Origin of the sequence: Cohaesibacter marisflavi (genome assembly GCF_963665895.2) — a bacterium.
Classification (GTDB): domain Bacteria; phylum Pseudomonadota; class Alphaproteobacteria; order Rhizobiales; family Cohaesibacteraceae; genus Cohaesibacter; species Cohaesibacter marisflavi.
In genome coordinates, this window is the sequence record NZ_OY762534.1 from 3,781,404 (window position 1) to 3,798,342 (window position 16,939).

At 53.2% G+C, this 16,939-nt stretch carries 18 protein-coding genes; 11 read left to right on the plus strand and 7 right to left on the minus strand.

The genetic code is table 11. The features are described 5' to 3' along the window. Positions 1 to 13: 13 nt before the first annotated feature. Positions 14 to 544, minus strand: a complete 531-nt coding sequence (locus ACKPCT_RS17930) for a L,D-transpeptidase family protein (RefSeq protein ID WP_319567563.1) — start codon at positions 542 to 544, stop codon at positions 14 to 16. A 329-nt stretch (positions 545 to 873) separates the two neighbouring features. Between ACKPCT_RS17930 and cowN the strand changes: the two genes are divergently transcribed. The 4 genes from cowN to ACKPCT_RS17950 all read left to right on the plus strand — a co-directional run bounded on the left by cowN (position 874) and on the right by ACKPCT_RS17950 (position 3,196). Next, a complete protein-coding gene (gene cowN / locus ACKPCT_RS17935; RefSeq protein WP_090072305.1) occupies positions 874 to 1,179 on the plus strand; it encodes a N(2)-fixation sustaining protein CowN in 306 nt (101 codons plus the stop codon). A gap of 187 nt (positions 1,180 to 1,366) precedes the next feature. Next, on the plus strand, positions 1,367 to 2,050 hold the full coding sequence (locus ACKPCT_RS17940; protein WP_090072303.1) for a response regulator transcription factor: 684 nt from the start codon (positions 1,367 to 1,369) through the stop codon (positions 2,048 to 2,050). 109 nt (positions 2,051 to 2,159) lie between these two features. Continuing rightward, the gene (locus tag ACKPCT_RS17945; RefSeq protein ID WP_090072302.1) at positions 2,160 to 2,669 is read left to right on the plus strand and encodes a cyclic nucleotide-binding domain-containing protein; all 510 of its coding nucleotides are present in this window, start codon (positions 2,160 to 2,162) and stop codon (positions 2,667 to 2,669) included. Positions 2,670 to 2,692: 23 nt separating this feature from the next. Beyond that, positions 2,693 to 3,196: a GNAT family N-acetyltransferase gene (locus ACKPCT_RS17950; RefSeq protein WP_090072300.1), complete on the plus strand. Its 504-nt coding sequence runs from the start codon at positions 2,693 to 2,695 to the stop codon at positions 3,194 to 3,196. A gap of 63 nt (positions 3,197 to 3,259) precedes the next feature. On the opposite strand, the gene acs is transcribed toward ACKPCT_RS17950, so the two are convergent. After that, positions 3,260 to 5,200, minus strand: coding sequence for an acetate--CoA ligase (acs, locus tag ACKPCT_RS17955; RefSeq protein WP_090072298.1), 1,941 nt, complete (start codon positions 5,198 to 5,200; stop codon positions 3,260 to 3,262). A gap of 458 nt (positions 5,201 to 5,658) precedes the next feature. Continuing rightward, a complete protein-coding gene (locus ACKPCT_RS17960) occupies positions 5,659 to 6,729 on the minus strand; it encodes an ornithine cyclodeaminase (RefSeq protein ID WP_090072296.1) in 1,071 nt (356 codons plus the stop codon). 250 nt (positions 6,730 to 6,979) lie between these two features. Between ACKPCT_RS17960 and ACKPCT_RS17965 the strand changes: the two genes are divergently transcribed. Continuing rightward, positions 6,980 to 7,423 (plus strand): Lrp/AsnC family transcriptional regulator, encoded by a 444-nt coding sequence (locus ACKPCT_RS17965; RefSeq protein ID WP_090072295.1) that lies wholly within the window; start codon positions 6,980 to 6,982, stop codon positions 7,421 to 7,423. A 22-nt stretch (positions 7,424 to 7,445) separates the two neighbouring features. On the opposite strand, the gene ACKPCT_RS17970 is transcribed toward ACKPCT_RS17965, so the two are convergent. From ACKPCT_RS17970 to ACKPCT_RS17980, 3 genes are all read right to left on the minus strand, one after another. Next, positions 7,446 to 8,054 (minus strand): cytochrome b/b6 domain-containing protein, encoded by a 609-nt coding sequence (locus ACKPCT_RS17970; RefSeq protein WP_090072676.1) that lies wholly within the window; start codon positions 8,052 to 8,054, stop codon positions 7,446 to 7,448. Positions 8,055 to 8,137: 83 nt separating this feature from the next. Next, the gene (locus tag ACKPCT_RS17975; protein ID WP_319567564.1) at positions 8,138 to 8,581 is read right to left on the minus strand and encodes a c-type cytochrome; all 444 of its coding nucleotides are present in this window, start codon (positions 8,579 to 8,581) and stop codon (positions 8,138 to 8,140) included. Positions 8,582 to 8,892: 311 nt separating this feature from the next. Then, the gene (locus ACKPCT_RS17980; RefSeq protein WP_319567565.1) at positions 8,893 to 9,987 is read right to left on the minus strand and encodes a saccharopine dehydrogenase; all 1,095 of its coding nucleotides are present in this window, start codon (positions 9,985 to 9,987) and stop codon (positions 8,893 to 8,895) included. Positions 9,988 to 10,380: 393 nt separating this feature from the next. Here ACKPCT_RS17980 and ACKPCT_RS17985 point away from each other — a divergent pair, with 393 nt between their 5' ends. The 6 genes from ACKPCT_RS17985 to trmD all read left to right on the plus strand — a co-directional run bounded on the left by ACKPCT_RS17985 (position 10,381) and on the right by trmD (position 16,059). Beyond that, entirely contained in the window at positions 10,381 to 11,544 is a 1,164-nt protein-coding gene (locus ACKPCT_RS17985) for a GGDEF domain-containing protein (RefSeq protein WP_175528037.1), read from the plus strand. 42 nt (positions 11,545 to 11,586) lie between these two features. Beyond that, positions 11,587 to 12,216 carry an HAD family hydrolase gene (locus ACKPCT_RS17990; protein ID WP_090072288.1) on the plus strand — a complete coding sequence of 210 codons (630 nt, stop codon included), beginning with the start codon at positions 11,587 to 11,589 and terminating at the stop codon, positions 12,214 to 12,216. 291 nt (positions 12,217 to 12,507) lie between these two features. After that, entirely contained in the window at positions 12,508 to 14,064 is a 1,557-nt protein-coding gene (ffh, locus tag ACKPCT_RS17995; protein ID WP_319567566.1) for a signal recognition particle protein, read from the plus strand. Positions 14,065 to 14,178: 114 nt separating this feature from the next. Beyond that, entirely contained in the window at positions 14,179 to 14,586 is a 408-nt protein-coding gene (gene rpsP, locus ACKPCT_RS18000; RefSeq protein WP_090072284.1) for a 30S ribosomal protein S16, read from the plus strand. A 94-nt stretch (positions 14,587 to 14,680) separates the two neighbouring features. Then, on the plus strand, positions 14,681 to 15,292 hold the full coding sequence (gene rimM / locus ACKPCT_RS18005; RefSeq protein WP_090072283.1) for a ribosome maturation factor RimM: 612 nt from the start codon (positions 14,681 to 14,683) through the stop codon (positions 15,290 to 15,292). A gap of 14 nt (positions 15,293 to 15,306) precedes the next feature. Beyond that, positions 15,307 to 16,059, plus strand: a complete 753-nt coding sequence (gene trmD, locus ACKPCT_RS18010) for a tRNA (guanosine(37)-N1)-methyltransferase TrmD (protein WP_090072281.1) — start codon at positions 15,307 to 15,309, stop codon at positions 16,057 to 16,059. A gap of 25 nt (positions 16,060 to 16,084) precedes the next feature. Here the strand turns inward: trmD and ACKPCT_RS18015 are convergent, their stop codons facing one another. Beyond that, complete coding sequence (locus ACKPCT_RS18015; protein WP_319567567.1) at positions 16,085 to 16,924, minus strand: PhzF family phenazine biosynthesis protein; 840 nt, start codon at positions 16,922 to 16,924, stop codon at positions 16,085 to 16,087. Positions 16,925 to 16,939 lie beyond the last annotated feature (15 nt).

Below are 16,939 nucleotides of genomic sequence, written 5' to 3' on the forward strand. Positions count from 1 at the left end.
CCAGATCCAAGATCTAACGGGTGATATCAATTCTGGTTTCAGGAGACATCCAGCCAAGCAAGCGCCGCAGATCGCCTTTCTTCAAGGCGATACAGCCTTCGGTTGGCATATAGCCTTCTCTTGCCACATGCATGAAAATCGCGCTGCCGCGTCTTTTGGCGCGCGGGGCTATGTTGATATCGAGCACGATCACCAGATCATAGAGTGGATCCTCGCGCCACATGGTCTCGTGTGAAGATGCAAAAGGCAAAGAAACCAATCGGTTATAGCATCTGTGCTCTGCTTCGTCGCACCAGCCCATGTCTGTTTGCATGGGATAAAAGGGAATAGCGGAGAGAGGGCGCTTTTCTCTATCCGGGCGATAGAAACCATAGAGCATGCGGGTTGTCAGAATGGGGGTGACACCATTGCCCTCAAGCTTGATTGGCCCCATGCCACTGCGACCAAGAGCACAAGAGAGGGTCTGGTTGCCAAATGTCAGCAGGCCTTTGCTGTTATAGCCCGGTTTCTGGCGAATGGTGATAGTGCTTAAAAATCCTGCCATTTCTATTCCCCCTTACCCGTCTTTCCTTATAAGCCTGTAGCATTGTCGCAAAGAGAACGAAAGGTGCGTTTTGTGGGCTCTTTGTCAGTGGTTAGGTCGGTGGCTGGAAATAAATGCTACAATCGGAATATGTATCATCCTTTTGATCTTTCTTCTCCTTTGGCTCTTTTCTGCCAATTGTGAAAAGAATCTATGTCTTTGAAATTTTTATTCGCCTGCCCACTGAGCGGCATTCATCTTGCATCAAAATCGGAGCTGAGTGGATCTACCAGCGAAACAAGATGTAAAAGCGACGGCGGAATATTTGCCGTGGATGGCAAAGGTGAAAGATGTCACAAGACCAAGACAACACAGCAACGGATCGATATGTCAGTTTCATCGGCATTGAATGCGATAGGAATGCGGAACGGATCGTCGGTTTCATCGAGCGGTTGGCCAAGGGGCCAGCGAGCGACAATGCTTATTGGCAAGCCTTTCTTGAAAAGATCGAAAAGAGTCGCTCTGGCGATACTGCAACGGGAGATGCCTTGTTTCTGGTTCACTCCCATATCAACCTGATACGGGACCTGTTTGAAGAGTATGATGACGAGGAGGCTATGGCTCTTCTTGAGAAGGTCGAGATCGAGTGTTGTTAAGCAATGGCAAAAGGATAACGCGTTCATGACGCTGACGTGATTGGCTGTGAATTGAATTTCCTTTAGGCTGTCCTTAAGTGGAGCTAGGTCTTGTCTGGTCGGTGAGTGTTTCTATCTATAGAATACGCAGTGTGACTTGAATCAGGCCATTGTGATTTTCTGACTAAGACAACGCCAGGAGCATGAGATGACAGCGAGAAAGATTTTGTTGGTCGATGATGACACCGAGCTGCGTGAAGCATTGATCGAACAGTTGTCTCTCTATGAGGAATTCGACATCACTCAGGCCGATTGTGCTGCTGGCGCCGTAAAGGCTGCCCGTGGGGATCATTTTGACTTGTTGATCATGGATGTTGGCCTGCCTGACATGGATGGGCGCGAAGCAGTGAAATTGCTGCGGAAAGGTGATTTCCGGGCTCCGATCATCATGCTCACCGGTCATGACACTGATTCAGATACGATTCTTGGTCTTGAGGCGGGGGCAAATGACTATGTCACCAAGCCTTTTCGCTTTGCCGTGCTTCTGGCGCGCATAAGAGCGCAGCTTCGTCAGCACGAAAATAGCGAGGATGCCACCTTTACCGTGGGGCAATATACCTTCAAGCCGGCGGCTAAAATTCTGGCAGATGAATCCGGCGGCAAGGTGCGGCTCACCGAAAAGGAAACCTCGATTTTGAGATATCTCTATCGCTCGGGGGACAAGCCGGTTAGCCGTGATGTTCTGCTGCATGAAGTTTGGGGCTATAATTCAGGCGTTACGACCCATACGCTCGAAACCCATATTTATCGTCTACGACAAAAAATCGAGAAAAACCCTTCCAATGCGGAGTTGTTGATTACCGAGTCGGGTGGCTACAAGCTTGTTCCCTGAAGATGATTGATCTTTCTGCGGCAGAGCTTGGTGATGCTGCTTGACAGGCAATGATGAGACGCGCCTATAGTGGGGTGTTTTTCGGATTTCACCGGGTTGAAAAGAATCAATGAGCCTGACAAGTGATATTGACCTGCTCAAGCAGGTCCCTTTCTTTGACAATTTCGACAATGACCAACTGCGGCTGTTGGCCTTTGGTGCCGAAATGCGCGCCTATCGGGCTAAGCAGGTGATTTTTCGGCAGGGTGATCTGGCCGATTCCGGTTTTGTCATCACCGAAGGCCAAATCCGCATGACGATTTCCGAGAATGGCTTTGATCTCCAAAGCCAGGTGCTCGGGCCTGGAAGCTTGATTGGTGAAATGGCTTTGATGGCAGAAACACGCCGCTCGGCGATGGCTACGGCGATTGAGGATGTCAAAGTCATCCAGATCAGACGCGTGACTTTCCGGCGTGTGATGGATGAATATCCCGAGCTTGCCGCCATCATTCATGATCGCGTTGCAGGGCGTTTGGCCGGTTTGGTGGATGATCTTGAAAAGGTACGCTCAAAACTCGGGCATGAGGCTGAGGAAGAGATGTCCCTTGAAGAGGCTGAGGCCTTTGTCAAACGCGGATAAGGCGCGCAAAATGGGTGTCTGGGATGTCATACCGTCTGCGATCAGCCACACTTTCTGATTTTGAAGCTCTTGTTCATCTGAGCGTCTTGTCTTTTTCAAGCGGACTGTCTGGTGCTTATGCTCCTGATCTAATTGAACAATCCGTTCCCTTTATTTCTCAGGTTTCCAAACCTCTTATTCAGTCCGGCCAGCTGTATGTGGCTGAGGCTGATGACGATCTTTTGGTTGGGGCAGGGGGCTGGAGCCGTGATTATCATGGCCTGCCGAGCGTCGCCGGCGTTGGTCATATCCGCCAGTTCGTCGTGCATCCCGATTGGATGCGTCATGGCATCGGTCGGGCGCTTTTTGATCGTTGTCTCAATGCAGCGCCCGATATTGTCCAGTTTGATTGTCAGGCATCCTTGAGCGGGATGTCCTTTTACCATTCGCTTGGGTTTGAAGCGGTGTGTGAAGATGAGGTCGAGCTGCCGAACGGGATCATCTTTCCCACCTATTTGATGCGTTATTGTCGGCCTGCAGACCGTTGAAGGCATAAAGAAACCCCGCCGGATTGGCCGACGGGGCTTTTCTTTTGCGTCTATGTCCAGATCTTACCGGTTCTGGCGGTTATCAATGAGATCTTCCACCACAGTTGGATCAGCCAGTGTCGAGGTATCGCCCAGTGAGCCGAAATCGTCTTCGGCTATCTTGCGCAGAATGCGGCGCATGATCTTGCCAGAACGGGTTTTCGGCAGGCCCGGAGCGAACTGGATGAGGTCCGGCGAAGCGATCGGGCCGATTTCATGGCGGACCCAGTTGCGCAGTTCCTTGCGCAGCTCTTCACTTTCCTCTTCGCCTTCCATCAGGGTGACATAGACATAGATGCCCTGACCCTTGATATCGTGCGGATAGCCCACCACGGCGGCTTCGGATACCTTTTCATGAGCCACAAGAGCGCTTTCCACTTCCGCTGTGCCCATACGGTGGCCAGAAACGTTGATCACATCATCAACGCGGCCGGTGATCCAGTAATAGCCATCTGCATCACGGCGGGCGCCGTCACCGGTGAAATAGTAGCCCTTGAAGGTTTCGAAATAGGTCGAGACAAAGCGGTCATGATCGCCATAGACCGTACGCATCTGGCCCGGCCAGCTGTCGGCAATGCAGAGCACGCCTTCGCATGCGGTTTCCCCGATTTCATTGCCCATATTATCGAGCATGACTGGCTGAACGCCAAAGAAGGGGCGCGTGGCCGAGCCAGGTTTGAGATCGGTGGCGCCGGGTAGCGGCGTGATCAGAATGCCGCCGGTTTCCGTCTGCCACCATGTATCGACAATCGGGCATCTCTCTTTACCGACGACTTCATAATACCATTTCCAGGCTTCAGGATTGATGGGTTCACCCACTGAGCCAAGAATGCGCAGAGAAGAAAGATCTGCTTTTTCAACATGTTCAGATCCGGCGCCCATCAGTGAGCGAATGGCGGTTGGTGCCGTGTAGAAAATGTTGACCTTATGCTTGTCGCAGACATCCCAGAAGCGGGAAGGCGATGGATAGTTGGGCACGCCTTCGAACATCAGCGTGGTCGCGCCATTGGCGAGCGGACCATAGACAATGTAGGAATGGCCGGTGACCCAGCCCACATCTGCGGTGCACCAGTAGATATCGCCCTCATGATAGTCAAAGACATATTGATGGGTCATGGAGGCGTAAACCAGATAGCCGCCAGTGGTGTGCACCACGCCCTTCGGCTTACCGGTGGAGCCGGACGTATAGAGAATGAAGAGAGGATCTTCCGCATTCATCGGTTCTGGCGGGCAATCGGCAGAGGCCTTGGCCACCATATATTCATACCAGAAGTCGCGACCACTGGTCATGGGCACGTCGCCGCCGGTGCGCTTGACGACAAGTGTCTTGACGTCGTGATCGACCTTTTCAAGCGCGGTGTCCACGTTGGTTTTTAGCGGAACGGTCCGGCCGCCTCGCAGGCCCTGGTCGGCTGTAACCACAAGCTTGGCTTCACAGCCGTTGACGCGGTCAGCCAGCGCATCGGGCGAAAAGCCGCCAAAGACGATGGAATGAATGGCGCCGATGCGGGCCGATGCCAGCATGGCATAGGCTGCTTCCGGGATCATTGGCAGATAAAGAATGATGCGATCACCCTTGCCGACGCCCATTTCCTTATAGGCGTTGGCCAGTTTGCTGACCCGCTCATGGAGCTGACTATAGGTGATATGCTCGTCGTCAGCCGGATCATCTCCCTCCCAGATGATCGCAGTCTGATCGCCACGTTTTTCCAGATGACGGTCGATGCAGTTGGCGGACACATTGAGCGTGCCATCTTCGAACCATTTGATGGAAACATTGTGATAATCGAAGGATGTGTTCTTCACCTTGGTAAAGGGTTTGATCCAATCAAGGCGTTTGCCGTGTTCTCCCCAGAAGGCTTCCGGATCTTCCACTGACTGCTTGTACATGGACAAATAGGCATCGTTATCGATCAGGGCATGTGATGCCACATCCGTCGGTACAGGATAGACGTTCTCCGACATGCGTTCCTCCCAGAACTCGTCTATTGAAATTGTGCACCATCCCCTTTTGAGCGTGTTTGGTGCGGTGATGCTCGGTTTGGTGTTCAGACTATTATGCTTAGGCGATAGCAGAGCGTCTACGTGTGCGGTATTGCTCTTTGGTATGTAATATGGAGGTATAATCGTATGATATCTGAGGTCGGGACAGAAAATATTCCACCAATTGCCTAGAGCATCATGAAGGAAAAAGGGTTTCGCTAAACAATTAGGAAAATTTTGTCACTTTATTCTTGTATTTTCTGAATATCCTTGACCAGTAGGCAAATAAAAACTTGGAATATAACCAATTTGTGCCTGTTCATTCTTTCGTATAAGGGAAAAACCGGATATCAGTTGAGGGCATAAGAAAAGGCCCCCGCGCAGTGCGTGGAGACCTGAAATTGATCGCGCTTTTTATACTTCTCGCCCGGATGCCAAGCCTATTCGGCAGCGGCCAGAGACTTTTCTGCGCGGCGGACCATGCCGTAGAGATCGCGGGGTTCGTCAGGGTCGGCTAGCATGTCGAGATCGTCGTAGAATGGCGTGCCCTTGATGACATCATGGATGTAGCGCAGGGCGGAAAAATCTTCGATGGCAAAACCGACGGAATCAAACAGGGTGATCTGACCTTCGGAGGTGCGTCCTTCTTCCTGTCCGGTCATCACTTTCCAGAGTTCCTTGACCGGATGGTCCGGATCCAGCTGCTGGATTTCGCCTTCAATGCGTGTTTGTGGCGGATATTCGACGAAAATATCCGAACGGCGCAGAATGTCGCCATGCAGCTCCGTCTTGCCCGGACAGTCGCCGCCGATGGCGTTGATATGTTGGCCCGAGCCGACCATGTTGTCGGTCAGGATGGTGGCGCACTGTTTGTCAGCGGTGCAGGTGGTGATGATATCCGCGCCGGAGACGCATTCCTGATGGCTTGATGTGCGCACAACCTTGAGGCCGGAATCCTTCAGATTGAATTCCGCCTTGTCGGTGGCAATCGGGTCAATGTCAAACAGGCGCACGGTATCGATGCCGCAAATGCGCTTGAAGGCCAGAGCCTGAAATTCGCATTGTGCCCCGTTGCCGATCATCGCCATGACCTTTGCATTCTTTGGTGCAAGATATTTGGCGGCAACGGCGGAGGTGGCTGCGGTTCTGAGCGCAGTGAGGATGGTCATTTCTGTCAGCAGCACCGGATAACCGGTATAGACATCGGCCAGAAGCCCGAAAGCTGTGACCGTCTGCAGGCCTTCCTTGGTGTTCTTCGGGTGGCCGTTGACATATTTGAAGCCATAGACTTCGCCGTCACTGGTCGGCATCAGTTCGATGACGCCTTCTTTGGAATGGGATGCGATGCGGGGCGTCTTGTCGAAGCTTTCCCAGCGTTTGAAATCGGCTTCAATCTGGGCTGCTATCCCCTCGATTGCTTCTTCTACGCCGATGGACAGGATCAGCTTCATCATGTTGTCGACGCTGACAAAGGGAACAAGATTGAGAGTGTCTTTCTGTGGTGCTGGCATGGGATGCGTTCCTGAAAATCTGTAAGAAGGCGGCTCTGAAGGCCTTTGGATCCATTCTGTGGGCACCTGACATGATGATGGTCGGCGCGGCGGATGGATCATGATTGTCCTATTAGAATAGCGAGACAAATTTTCAGAAAAAATGGCAAAACCCTTCAATAAATGATAAGTGATTATACAAATTTAAAGTGAAAATTGGGCAATTCGTCAGAATTGGTCATATATTCCGAGGGGAGAGAGGGCAAACTACATGGTGACGCAAGGGGCCAAGCATATTTTTGATCAGCTGGATCGGGATCTCATCTCGCTTTTGCGCCATGACGGGCGTGCGCCTCTCTCCAAACTGGCCGATATTCTGCAAGTCTCGCGGGGGACAGTGCAGAACAGGCTTGATCGTCTGATGGAGTCAGGTGCGATTCTTGGCTACACGGTGCGTGTGCGCGAAGATTATGAGCTGGATGGTATTCGCGCAATCATGCTGATTGAGGTGGTGGGGAAATCGACGTCGCAGGTGATCCGGAAGCTGCGTGGCATGCCGGAGCTTCACACATTGCATACGACGAATGGGGCGTGGGATCTTGTAGCGGAAATCCAGACAGCGTCCCTGTCGGATTTCGACCGGGTTCTGCGCGAGGTCCGCTTGATCGAGGGGGTGCTGAACAGTGAGACAAGCATCCTGCTCAGCACAATCTGATCGCTGATAGCGGTGTTTGAAATCAGTCGGTTTCTGCTTTTTTGACCCATTTCCAGCCGGTGATCATGGGCTTGATCAGGTCTTCGCGTTTCCAGACCTTGTAAAAGCCGATAGCGGCGACGTGAACGAGCACCAGCAAGAGCAGAATAGGTGCCAGTGTTTCGTGGATCTCGATGGCCAACGTGGCGGTGTCATAGCCAACATAACTGGCCAGCGGACCGACATTGATATAATCATCGGGATCTCCCATCAGACCTGTTGCGACCTGAGCGATGAGGATACCCATCAAGGCAAAGACTGCCAGAGCGCCGACCGGATTATGGCCGCGCCAGTAGCTGGGTTTGCGTTCCATGATTTTCGAGGCATAGGAGAGCGTTGTTTTCGGGCTATAGATAAAATGGGTAAAGCGCACCACTTTTGGCCCTACCAGTCCCCAGATCAGACGAAAGCCCAGCAGCGCGGCAACAGCATAGCCGAAATAGAAATGCAGGGTCATGATATCCGGGCCAAATTCGCCCAGCCCCCAGGCGGCGACAACGCAAATGAGCAAGGTCCAGTGAAATAGGCGGATGGCTGGATCCCAAAGACGGATGCGTTCCAGATTCGGGTCTTGTTCTGGCTGTTCGTTCATTGTCATAGCCTGTGTTTCGTGCTGCAAATGAATATCAAATAAAGTGGAGCCGGGTATCAACCTATACCCGGCTCCTTTGTTGATTAGTCGCGGAAGCCATCGTGGCAGCTTTTGCAAGAGGCACCAACAGGGCCAAAAGCGGCGGCCAGCTGGGCTTTGCCTTTGCCGGCTTCAGCCTTCAGGTTGGCCGCTGCCGTTGCCAATGCTTCATATTTGGCGGCAAAGCCATCCATGTCTTCCCAAATAACCGGAAGCGCTTCGGTTTTGCCGGGCATGTCTTCGGTGGAAGTGCCTTCAACAAACAGTCCACTGATATCCTGTGTTGTGAGGTCTGCTAGTGCATCTGCATGCTGCTGAGCGGTTGCGGCGTCATAGTCGCCTTTGAGCAGCTTGGCCAGAGGGCCCATGTTGCCACCAAGTTTTTTGAAGTAGGCTTGGCGTTCGGCAACAGCGTCTTCTTTCGGACCAGCGAGGGCTGGTGCAGCAATCAATGACAAAGCGATGGTAGCAAGAGCGATTTTATGCATGGTTGGTCCCCATTATTGCATTAAGTAATCCGGTCAGGTTCGCCAAAAATTTATGGCCTTCAGATTATATAATCAGGCTTTCTACTGATTGAATGGTTTAATTGCATTCAATCAATGAACTTTCCGTGAGGGTTTTCGAAAGGTCGTCTGCAAGTAGAGAAGTCCTTGGTTTCAGTTTTGTGAAAATTCATCATTTTTCGATTGGCAATAAGTCGGTCTGACGCGATTGTTCAAAGAAAAAGGGTGCGATAATTGCTCGCACCCTTGAAACAAGTCAGAAGAAATGTCGGCCTGTGGCCTTGAACAGGCTGTCAGAGATTAGCTTTTGCGCGGACTTCCTCGAATTTGGCTTTGGCGTTCTTCCACTCGATGCCATCATCAAAACGCAGGAGCGAGGTGATGAATTGGTCTGAAAATTCTTCCGCTGCCTGAGCTGGCAAAAGGGAAGGCAAATTGTCGATGGAGGTGACCTCAACAGCGTCGCCCAATCCATTCTTTGCCACTTCAATCACCGGAGCATCCCAACTGGTCGGGGCATTGTAGATCGGCAAGGGATTGAAATCGGAGAATGGATCGCAGGATACGTCGGAAATGACCTTCATCTTTGCGCGTTCTGCCGCTAAATGGGTCTTGTTGGCGAGCAACAGGCCCGGGCCAAACATGAGCACGCAGTTGACCATCATGTCGTGAGAGAGAAGAGCCCGCCGGTCGAGGATGCGGGTTTCCTCGATGTCCCACTTGGTTACTGTCATGCCGATGGCTTCAAGGCATTCGCTGGCCCCTGTGCCGGAACGGCCCTTGGCGCCAATGACGATGGCGGTTGGCAGATCGCCTTCGCCTTCTTCGGCCAACGCTTTCAATCTGTCTATGATCGCCTGCTGGCTTTCGAACGGGGAGACTCCCTTGGTAATCTCATTGCGGCCAGCGCGGCGTTCCAAGAGGCGGAATGCGCCCAGAGCGGCTCCCATCCATCCGGCCCAATAGCCAAAGGCGGCAACGCGGCGTCCGTTTTCGTTGGTCAGGAATTCGATGTCATAAAGCAGGCCTTCGCCATTGACGAAGCGAGCCATCTCCTTTTCCCAGCCGGTCTGGTCTTTGTAGATATGGGCAAAATGGATCATCCGGTGAGGCAGTTTGTCCGGCGTTTCTGCCAGTTCCTTGAGACCGAGAATAACCGTTTCCTTCGGAGCATCCACCCATGAACGCGGCTCGGCGAGGGCGCAGCCTACGGCTTCATAGTCCTCATTGGTGCAGACGCGCTTTTCGCTTTTCTCGACCGTTACGGAAAATCCTTTTTCGATCAGTAATTTGGCATTTTTGGGTGTCAATGCGGTGCGGCGTTCGGTGCTGCGATCTTCGTCACGTAGCCAGAAATGGGCTTTCTGATCTGAAGGTGTAGGTGACATGGGGGGCTCCGTAGGCTTTTTCATCTCCATAAGTCCCTATTTTCCGGCTTGGGGAGATTGTGTTTGTTGTTGGCGACAATGTACCGCTTTTGGCGAAAAATGATAGAGGCGGCCTTGTGAGGAAAAATCATTTGTGTGTGCCCCGTTGGCATTCTGTTCGCGGGCCGGATTGCGCTTTGCTTGAAAAGCTGTGTGGACCGGGCCGTCGCGGAAAGCTGAGTGCTGTCCTTTTCGCCAAAATGCAATCGATTTCATCGTAACGATTATGATTATTTTTAGAGTTTTGGATTAGCCTGCATGCAACTGGGGGCTCGTTTATCTATGCTTAATGCGCTTGATATTGCGTCTATTTATGCTTGTCTATTTTTATCTTTGCTTGTCTCGGCATCCACGATGGCTGTGGTTTGGCGGACCAATACCGATGAACCGGCCGCTGGATATTGGTTGTTGGCTTATGTTCTGGGTGTTGTGGCTGCTGCCTTTCTGGCATTGCAGGAGATACTGGGATCCTTCGCTCCAGCGTTATGCACGGCTGTGGTGATTACATCCAATTTGGGCATGATTGCCGGTTTTCGGGCCTTTAACGGTCACAAGACGCCGACTTGGCCTTTCTTTGTTGCCCCGTTTGTCTATCTGATTTTGGCTGGTGCGGCGCCCTGGCTCTATTCCGATCCGAATATGAATGCCTTGGTGCAGTCCCTGTTTGTCATGGGCGTCGCCTTTAGCAATGCCCATCTTGTCTTTAATGGTGCTGGCAATCGGGCTTTGCCAATGGCCGTGCCGACATCAATCGTCCTGGTGGTCCATGGCATCATTCGTGGCTTCGTCGTCTTCTTCACACTGACCCAGCCAGCTGCCGTGATCAATGGGCGCATGGAAGCGGGATGGTGGAAGCTGTTCTTGCTGGAAATTTTCTTCAACACAACGATGATGGCGATATCTACGGTGATTCTCATCAAGGACAAGGCTGAAAAGAGACATCGTATCGCATCCGAAACAGATGATTTAACTGGTATCTCCAATCGCCGTGCCTTTGTCAAAGGCATCAATGGCGTACTACCTGATAGCGGACCGGATGCTATTATGGCTATTCTGGATATTGATCATTTCAAGACGATCAATGACACATATGGTCATGATGCAGGCGATAAGGTGCTCATCGACTTTGTGAAGACTACCAAACTGCAATTGCCTACCTCCGCTCTGATGGGGCGTATGGGGGGGGAAGAATTTGCCATCTATTTGGGCGGCAAAGGATATGATCACGCGGCCATTCTGGAGAGAGTGCGACGTAAAATCGAGCAGACCTCCTTTGATTATAAGGGCGCCCCGATTAGTTTCACTTTGAGTATAGGCTATGTGTCAGTGAAAACAGTCGGGAAAAGCTTTGATCATCTGTTCACCGCAGCTGATTATGCTATGTATCTTGCCAAGAAGGACGGACGCAATCGCGTTCTGGCCTACAAACCTTCCATGCGCATTCGCGAAGTGATGGATGACAACCTCATGACAGCCGGTGTTTTCTCCGAGCCGACGATGATTAGCAAGGCTGTCTGACTTTTCTTCGCAAACGCAGCCAGACAATGACAGTGGTTTTTCATGACTTCTCTATTCTTCGACCTTGATGGCACTCTGACCGACCCAAAGGCAGGCATCATCAGCTCCACCCATTATGCTCTCGACAAGCTCGGGATTTCCGAGGTTCCGGACGATCTCGACTGGGTCATCGGCCCCCCATTGCCGGAAAGCTTTGCTGTGATGGTTGGTCCCGAACGCGCAGAAGAGGGGGTCCTTGCCTATCGCGAGCATTATTCGGTGACAGGCCTGTATGAAAATGAGGTCTATGCGGGCATTCCGGAGCTTCTGAGTGAGTTGAAGGCGGCAGGGCATCCGCTTTATGTGGCAACCTCCAAGCCTCATGTCTTTGCCAATCCGATTCTGGAGCGCTTTGAATTGGCCTCCTATTTTGATGCCGTGTTCGGGGCCGAGCTGGATGGAACACGAGGCAACAAGGCCGATCTTCTGACCTATGCGCTAGAAAAGACCGGCGCCAATGCGTCAAGCTCGGTGATGATCGGAGACCGCAAGCATGATATTCTGGGTGGCAAGGCCAACGGCATGAAGACCGTTTCCCTACTCTGGGGCTATGGCTCCAGAGAAGAGTTTGAGACGGCGGGAACAGACAAGATTGTCGCCACCATTGATGAATTGCGTGCTGAACTTTTGTAAAAAGGCCGAAATCTGGCCTTTTCATTGCATTCAGCGCTGAATCCAGTTGACGCAGAGAGCAATATTGCGTAGAAACCGCCCATTCTCATCACGAGACAAGACAATTTGAGCCACTGACCCGGTCCCGCAAAGGTGTAAAGAGAACCGGGAAGTCCACATCCGACAGCGCGTTGCGCCCTCGGATGTATTTTTGCTATGCGGTTTTCTTTAGGGGATCTGCTTGGCAGATGAGGCGGAAAGGCCCAAATTGGAAAGATGTCTTACTGATGGGAAGCAACGAAGGAGCAATGCATGTTTGAATCGCTATCAGATCGCCTAAGCGGCATTTTTGACAAGCTCTCCAAGCGCGGTGCGCTTAGCGAGTCCGATGTCAATGCTGCTCTGCGCGAAGTTCGTCGCGCCCTGATCGAAGCGGACGTTGCTCTGGATGTCGTGCGCCAGTTCACCGAGCAGGTGAAACAGAAGGCGGTTGGCGTTGAAGTGATTAAGTCGGTCAGCCCAGGGCAGATGGTGATCAAGCTGGTGCATGACCAGATGGTCGAGATGCTCGGCGCGGATGCCAAGGTTATTGATCTGAATGCGCCATCACCTGTGCCCATCATGATGGTTGGTCTTCAGGGGTCTGGTAAAACCACCTCGACGGCCAAGATCGCGCTGCGCTTGCAGACCCGTGATCGCAAGAAGGTTCTGATGGCCTCGCTCGATACCCGCCGTCCTGCCGCGCAAGAACAGCTGCGGGTGCTTGGTGAACAGAATGACATCGCGACGCTGCCGATTGTGGCTGGCCAGACGCCGACACAGATCGCAGAACGCGCCATCAATGCCGCCAAGCTCGGTGGCTTTGATGTGGTCATGCTCGATACCGCTGGCCGAATCCATGTGGATGAACCTCTCATGGTTGAGATGGAAGAAATCCGCAAGGTTACCAACCCGCACGAAATTCTGCTGGTTGCCGATAGCCTGACCGGTCAGGACGCCGTCAATGTGGCCAAAAGCTTTGACGAACGCTGCGATGTCACCGGCATCGTGCTGACCCGTGTTGATGGTGACGGACGCGGTGGTGCGGCTCTTTCCATGCGCGCGGTTACCGGCAAGCCGATCAAGCTGATGGGTACCGGCGAAAAAGCAGATGCGCTGGAAGAATTCCATCCCGAACGTATTGCCGGCCGTATTCTGGGCATGGGCGATATCGTTTCGCTGGTTGAAAAAGCAGCCGAAAATATCGATGCCGAGAAGGCTGCCGCCGCTGCTGAAAAGCTGCGCAAAGGCAAATTCGATCTTGAGGATCTCAAGGATCAGTTGGGCCAGATGGCCAAGCTGGGCGGTATGAGCGGCATCATGGGATTGATGCCGGGTATCGGCAAACTGAAAAAGCAGATGTCGGCTGCCAATCTTGATGATTCCGTCGTCAACCGTCAGGTGGCGATCATCAATTCCATGACCCGGGCCGAGCGGCGCAATCCCAAGCTGCTCAATGCAAGCCGCAAGAAGCGCGTTGCCGCTGGTGCTGGCGTGCAGGTGTCCGAAATCAACAAGCTTCTCAAAATGCATCGCCAGATGGCGGACATGATGAAGATGCTGGGCAAGAAGAAGGGCGGCCTTGGCGGCCTGTTCGGTGGCGGCATGCCCCAGGTAGATCCTGCCCAGCTTGAAGAAATGCAGAAATCCGGCCAGATGCCCGATATGGGTGATATGGCCAAAGGAATGGGCGGTGGCCTGCCTGGTGGCGGTCTCCCCGGTGGTCTTCCAGGAGGATTACCCGGCGGTATGCCAGGTCTTCCCGGTCTGGGCGGCCCTAAATTTCCCGGTCTGGGCGGTATGCCCGGCAAAGGTAAGAAGAAACGCTAAGCCGGGTCTGTTCCAAGATCCCGTTTGCATCCAATACAAGGCCAAGGACTGCTGGCAGTCGCTAAAAAGTTGGCCATTGAAACAAGAATATGCCGAATTTGGAAAGGAAACTCCATGGCACTGAAAATTCGTCTGGCCCGCGGCGGCTCCAAAAAACGTCCTTACTACCGCATCGTTATCGCTGATGTGCGCTCTCCTCGTGATGGCCGCTTCATCGACAAAGTTGGGTCTTACAACCCGCTGCTTCCAAAAGATTCCGAACAGCGCGTTCAGCTCGACGTAGAGCGCATCCAGCACTGGATCGAAAAAGGCGCAAAGCCGACCGACCGTGTTCTGCGCTTCCTTGATGCTGCTGGTCTGGCAACCCGTCCTGCTCGTAACAACCCGAAAAAAGCTCTGCCGGGTGCGAAAGCTCAGGAACGTCTTGAAGAACAGCGCATGAAAGAAGAAGAAGCAGCTGCTGCAGCTGCCGAGGCTGCTGCTGAAGCAGAAGCTCCGGCTGAAGAAGCAAGCGCTGAGTAATCTTCGCTTTTTTGAGGGAGTGCGGCCCGCTATGGCCGGACTCCCTTTTTGATTCCGGATTCTTGTAATCCGGCAGCCGGCAAGGAGTAGTGTCATGGCCAAGGGTCCTACCGATCCTCAGGGCAAGGTTTGTATTGCCCAGTTTGGAGCTGCGCACGGAATACGCGGCGAGGTGCGGGTCAAGCTGTTTGCTGATGATCCCGATGCTTTGTTCGCTTATGGACCTCTGGAAACGGCGGACGGGACGCGCCAGTTCGAATTTCTGTCGGCGCGGGAATCCAAGACCGTTTTTGTCTGTCGCGTCAAAGGGCTCAACAATCGCAATGATGTTGAAGCGCTCACCGGAACGCGGCTTTATGTCGATCGGGAACAGCTGCCCGAGCTTGAGGAGGAGGAATTCTATCATTCCGATCTCATCGGGCTGGACGCGCGGCTTGAAGATGGCTCGTCAATTGGCTCCATCGTGGCGATCCATGATTTTGGCGCAGGCGATATGCTTGATGTCATGCCCAAACGTGGCAAAGGCTACTATATTCCATTCACCCGCGAGGTTGTGCCCGAAGTGAAGGTTTCGCAGGGTTATGTTCTTGTCATGCCGCCTGAAGGTTTGCTGGACGAGCCGGACGAAGACGAGAAGGCGCAGGAAGGTGAGGGGGTCGATTTTTCCAAGACCCCTGAATTGCTGGATGGCCTCAAGAAAGAATAGGAACTCCAAGGATCATGTCGGAAGCAAATCCATTTGAGAAGGATGAGCCGGAAGGCTTGAAAACGCCTTGGCGTGCCAGTGTTCTGACCCTTTATCCCGATATGTTTCCCGGACCTCTGGGCACGTCTCTTGCCGGACGGGCACTGGAGAATGAAATCTGGTCGCTGGAGGCAGTTCACATCCGCGACTTCGCCGAAGGCAAGCATCGCAACGTGGATGACACGCCCGCTGGCGGCGGTGCCGGCATGGTGTTGCGGCCCGATGTGGTTTCCCGCGCGATTGATCATGTGACGGGTGAGGGGGATACCCGCCCGCGTATTCTGTTGTCTCCCCGTGGCAAAGCCTTGACGCAGGAAAAGGTGCACCAGCTTAAAGAGGCTGGTGGTGTGATTCTGCTTTGTGGTCGGTTTGAAGGGGTTGATCAGCGGGTGATTGACGGTCGCGAACTGGAAGAGATTTCCATTGGCGACTATATCCTTTCCGGCGGCGAATTGGGCGCGATGGTGCTGATGGATGCCGTTGTGCGTCTTCTGCCCGGTGTCATGGGCAAGATCGCTTCAGGGGAAGAGGAAAGCTTCGAGAGCGGTTTGCTGGAATATCCCCATTACACGCGCCCGACTGAATGGGAAGGACGGGAAATCCCCGAAATCCTAACCTCTGGCCATCATGGCAAGATTGCCGAATGGCGGCAGAAAAAGGCCATCGAGCTGACGAAAGAACGCCGCCCTGATCTCTATGAATCTTGGCTAGCGAAGAGAGAGAGCTGAGCGCTCTCTCGTTTTCTGTTTTCGCTTAGCTCTGGTCTTCAATCTCTGAGGATGTTCCGCCGACAAAAACCGGACTGCCCATCGGGGCGGTAAATTGCACATTGATGCGCGAAGGACGGCCCATGTCTGCGCCTTGCAGAATGGTCAACTCGGTTCGCCCGGTCAGGCCTTCGTCGCGCAACATGCCTGCGATGGCTGCGGCCGCAGCCCCTGTTGCCGGGTCTTCCAGAACGCCGCCTGAGGCAAAGGCATTTCTGGCATGGAACAGATCTTCGCTTTCCCGCCAGACAAAGACAACCGTCACCAGACCATGTCGCTGCATGAAGGCGCGCCCAGCTGCGAGATCATAGTGCATGCGAGCCAGCTGTTCTCGGCTTTTCAGCGCAAAAAAGAGATGGGCCGCACCGGCATTGATCCGCCTTGCCGGAAGTACGGGGTCCAGATCGTCCCGTTTGTAACCGAACAAGTCAAGCGCCTCATCGATGACGGTCTCACCGACTGGTTCACTATGGGTCGGCCGTGAGCTGAGGGTAGACTGGCTTTGTCCATTCTCCATGCTGGCGGTTACGTCAATGTCCCCCTCCGAGAGGGAGAGCTGATAGCGTCCTGCTCCATGCTCTTTGGCGAGCACAGCGCCCAATGCGATTGTTGCGTGACCGCAAAAGGGGACCTCCGATTCGGGCGAGAAATAGCGTGTTGTCCAACTCTCGCCATCTGGCGCAGCAAACACCGTTTCCGAGTAGCCAACTTCGGCTGCCACCTTCTGCATGTCTTCATTCTTGGGAAGCGCGTCGAGCAGGACGACGCCAGCCGGATTTCCACCCAGGCCGTTTTCTATAAAAGCCGCGATGCGTTGTATCTTCATTTCTATCACTCCTGT

Bases quoted from the DNA above. Each gene is read 5' to 3' on its own strand.
- ACKPCT_RS17930 (WP_319567563.1), bottom strand. From the start codon at position 544: ATGGCAGGATTTTTAAGCACTATCACCATTCGCCAGAAACCGGGCTAT.
- cowN (WP_090072305.1), top strand. From the start codon at position 874: ATGTCACAAGACCAAGACAACACAGCAACGGATCGATATGTCAGTTTC.
- ACKPCT_RS17940 (WP_090072303.1), top strand. From the start codon at position 1,367: ATGACAGCGAGAAAGATTTTGTTGGTCGATGATGACACCGAGCTGCGT.
- ACKPCT_RS17945 (WP_090072302.1), top strand. From the start codon at position 2,160: ATGAGCCTGACAAGTGATATTGACCTGCTCAAGCAGGTCCCTTTCTTT.
- ACKPCT_RS17950 (WP_090072300.1), top strand. From the start codon at position 2,693: ATGTCATACCGTCTGCGATCAGCCACACTTTCTGATTTTGAAGCTCTT.
- acs (WP_090072298.1), bottom strand. From the start codon at position 5,200: ATGTCGGAGAACGTCTATCCTGTACCGACGGATGTGGCATCACATGCC.
- ACKPCT_RS17960 (WP_090072296.1), bottom strand. From the start codon at position 6,729: ATGCCAGCACCACAGAAAGACACTCTCAATCTTGTTCCCTTTGTCAGC.
- ACKPCT_RS17965 (WP_090072295.1), top strand. From the start codon at position 6,980: ATGGTGACGCAAGGGGCCAAGCATATTTTTGATCAGCTGGATCGGGAT.
- ACKPCT_RS17970 (WP_090072676.1), bottom strand. From the start codon at position 8,054: ATGAACGAACAGCCAGAACAAGACCCGAATCTGGAACGCATCCGTCTT.
- ACKPCT_RS17975 (WP_319567564.1), bottom strand. From the start codon at position 8,581: ATGCATAAAATCGCTCTTGCTACCATCGCTTTGTCATTGATTGCTGCA.
- ACKPCT_RS17980 (WP_319567565.1), bottom strand. From the start codon at position 9,987: ATGTCACCTACACCTTCAGATCAGAAAGCCCATTTCTGGCTACGTGAC.
- ACKPCT_RS17985 (WP_175528037.1), top strand. From the start codon at position 10,381: ATGGCTGTGGTTTGGCGGACCAATACCGATGAACCGGCCGCTGGATAT.
- ACKPCT_RS17990 (WP_090072288.1), top strand. From the start codon at position 11,587: ATGACTTCTCTATTCTTCGACCTTGATGGCACTCTGACCGACCCAAAG.
- ffh (WP_319567566.1), top strand. From the start codon at position 12,508: ATGTTTGAATCGCTATCAGATCGCCTAAGCGGCATTTTTGACAAGCTC.
- rpsP (WP_090072284.1), top strand. From the start codon at position 14,179: ATGGCACTGAAAATTCGTCTGGCCCGCGGCGGCTCCAAAAAACGTCCT.
- rimM (WP_090072283.1), top strand. From the start codon at position 14,681: ATGGCCAAGGGTCCTACCGATCCTCAGGGCAAGGTTTGTATTGCCCAG.
- trmD (WP_090072281.1), top strand. From the start codon at position 15,307: ATGTCGGAAGCAAATCCATTTGAGAAGGATGAGCCGGAAGGCTTGAAA.
- ACKPCT_RS18015 (WP_319567567.1), bottom strand. From the start codon at position 16,924: ATGAAGATACAACGCATCGCGGCTTTTATAGAAAACGGCCTGGGTGGA.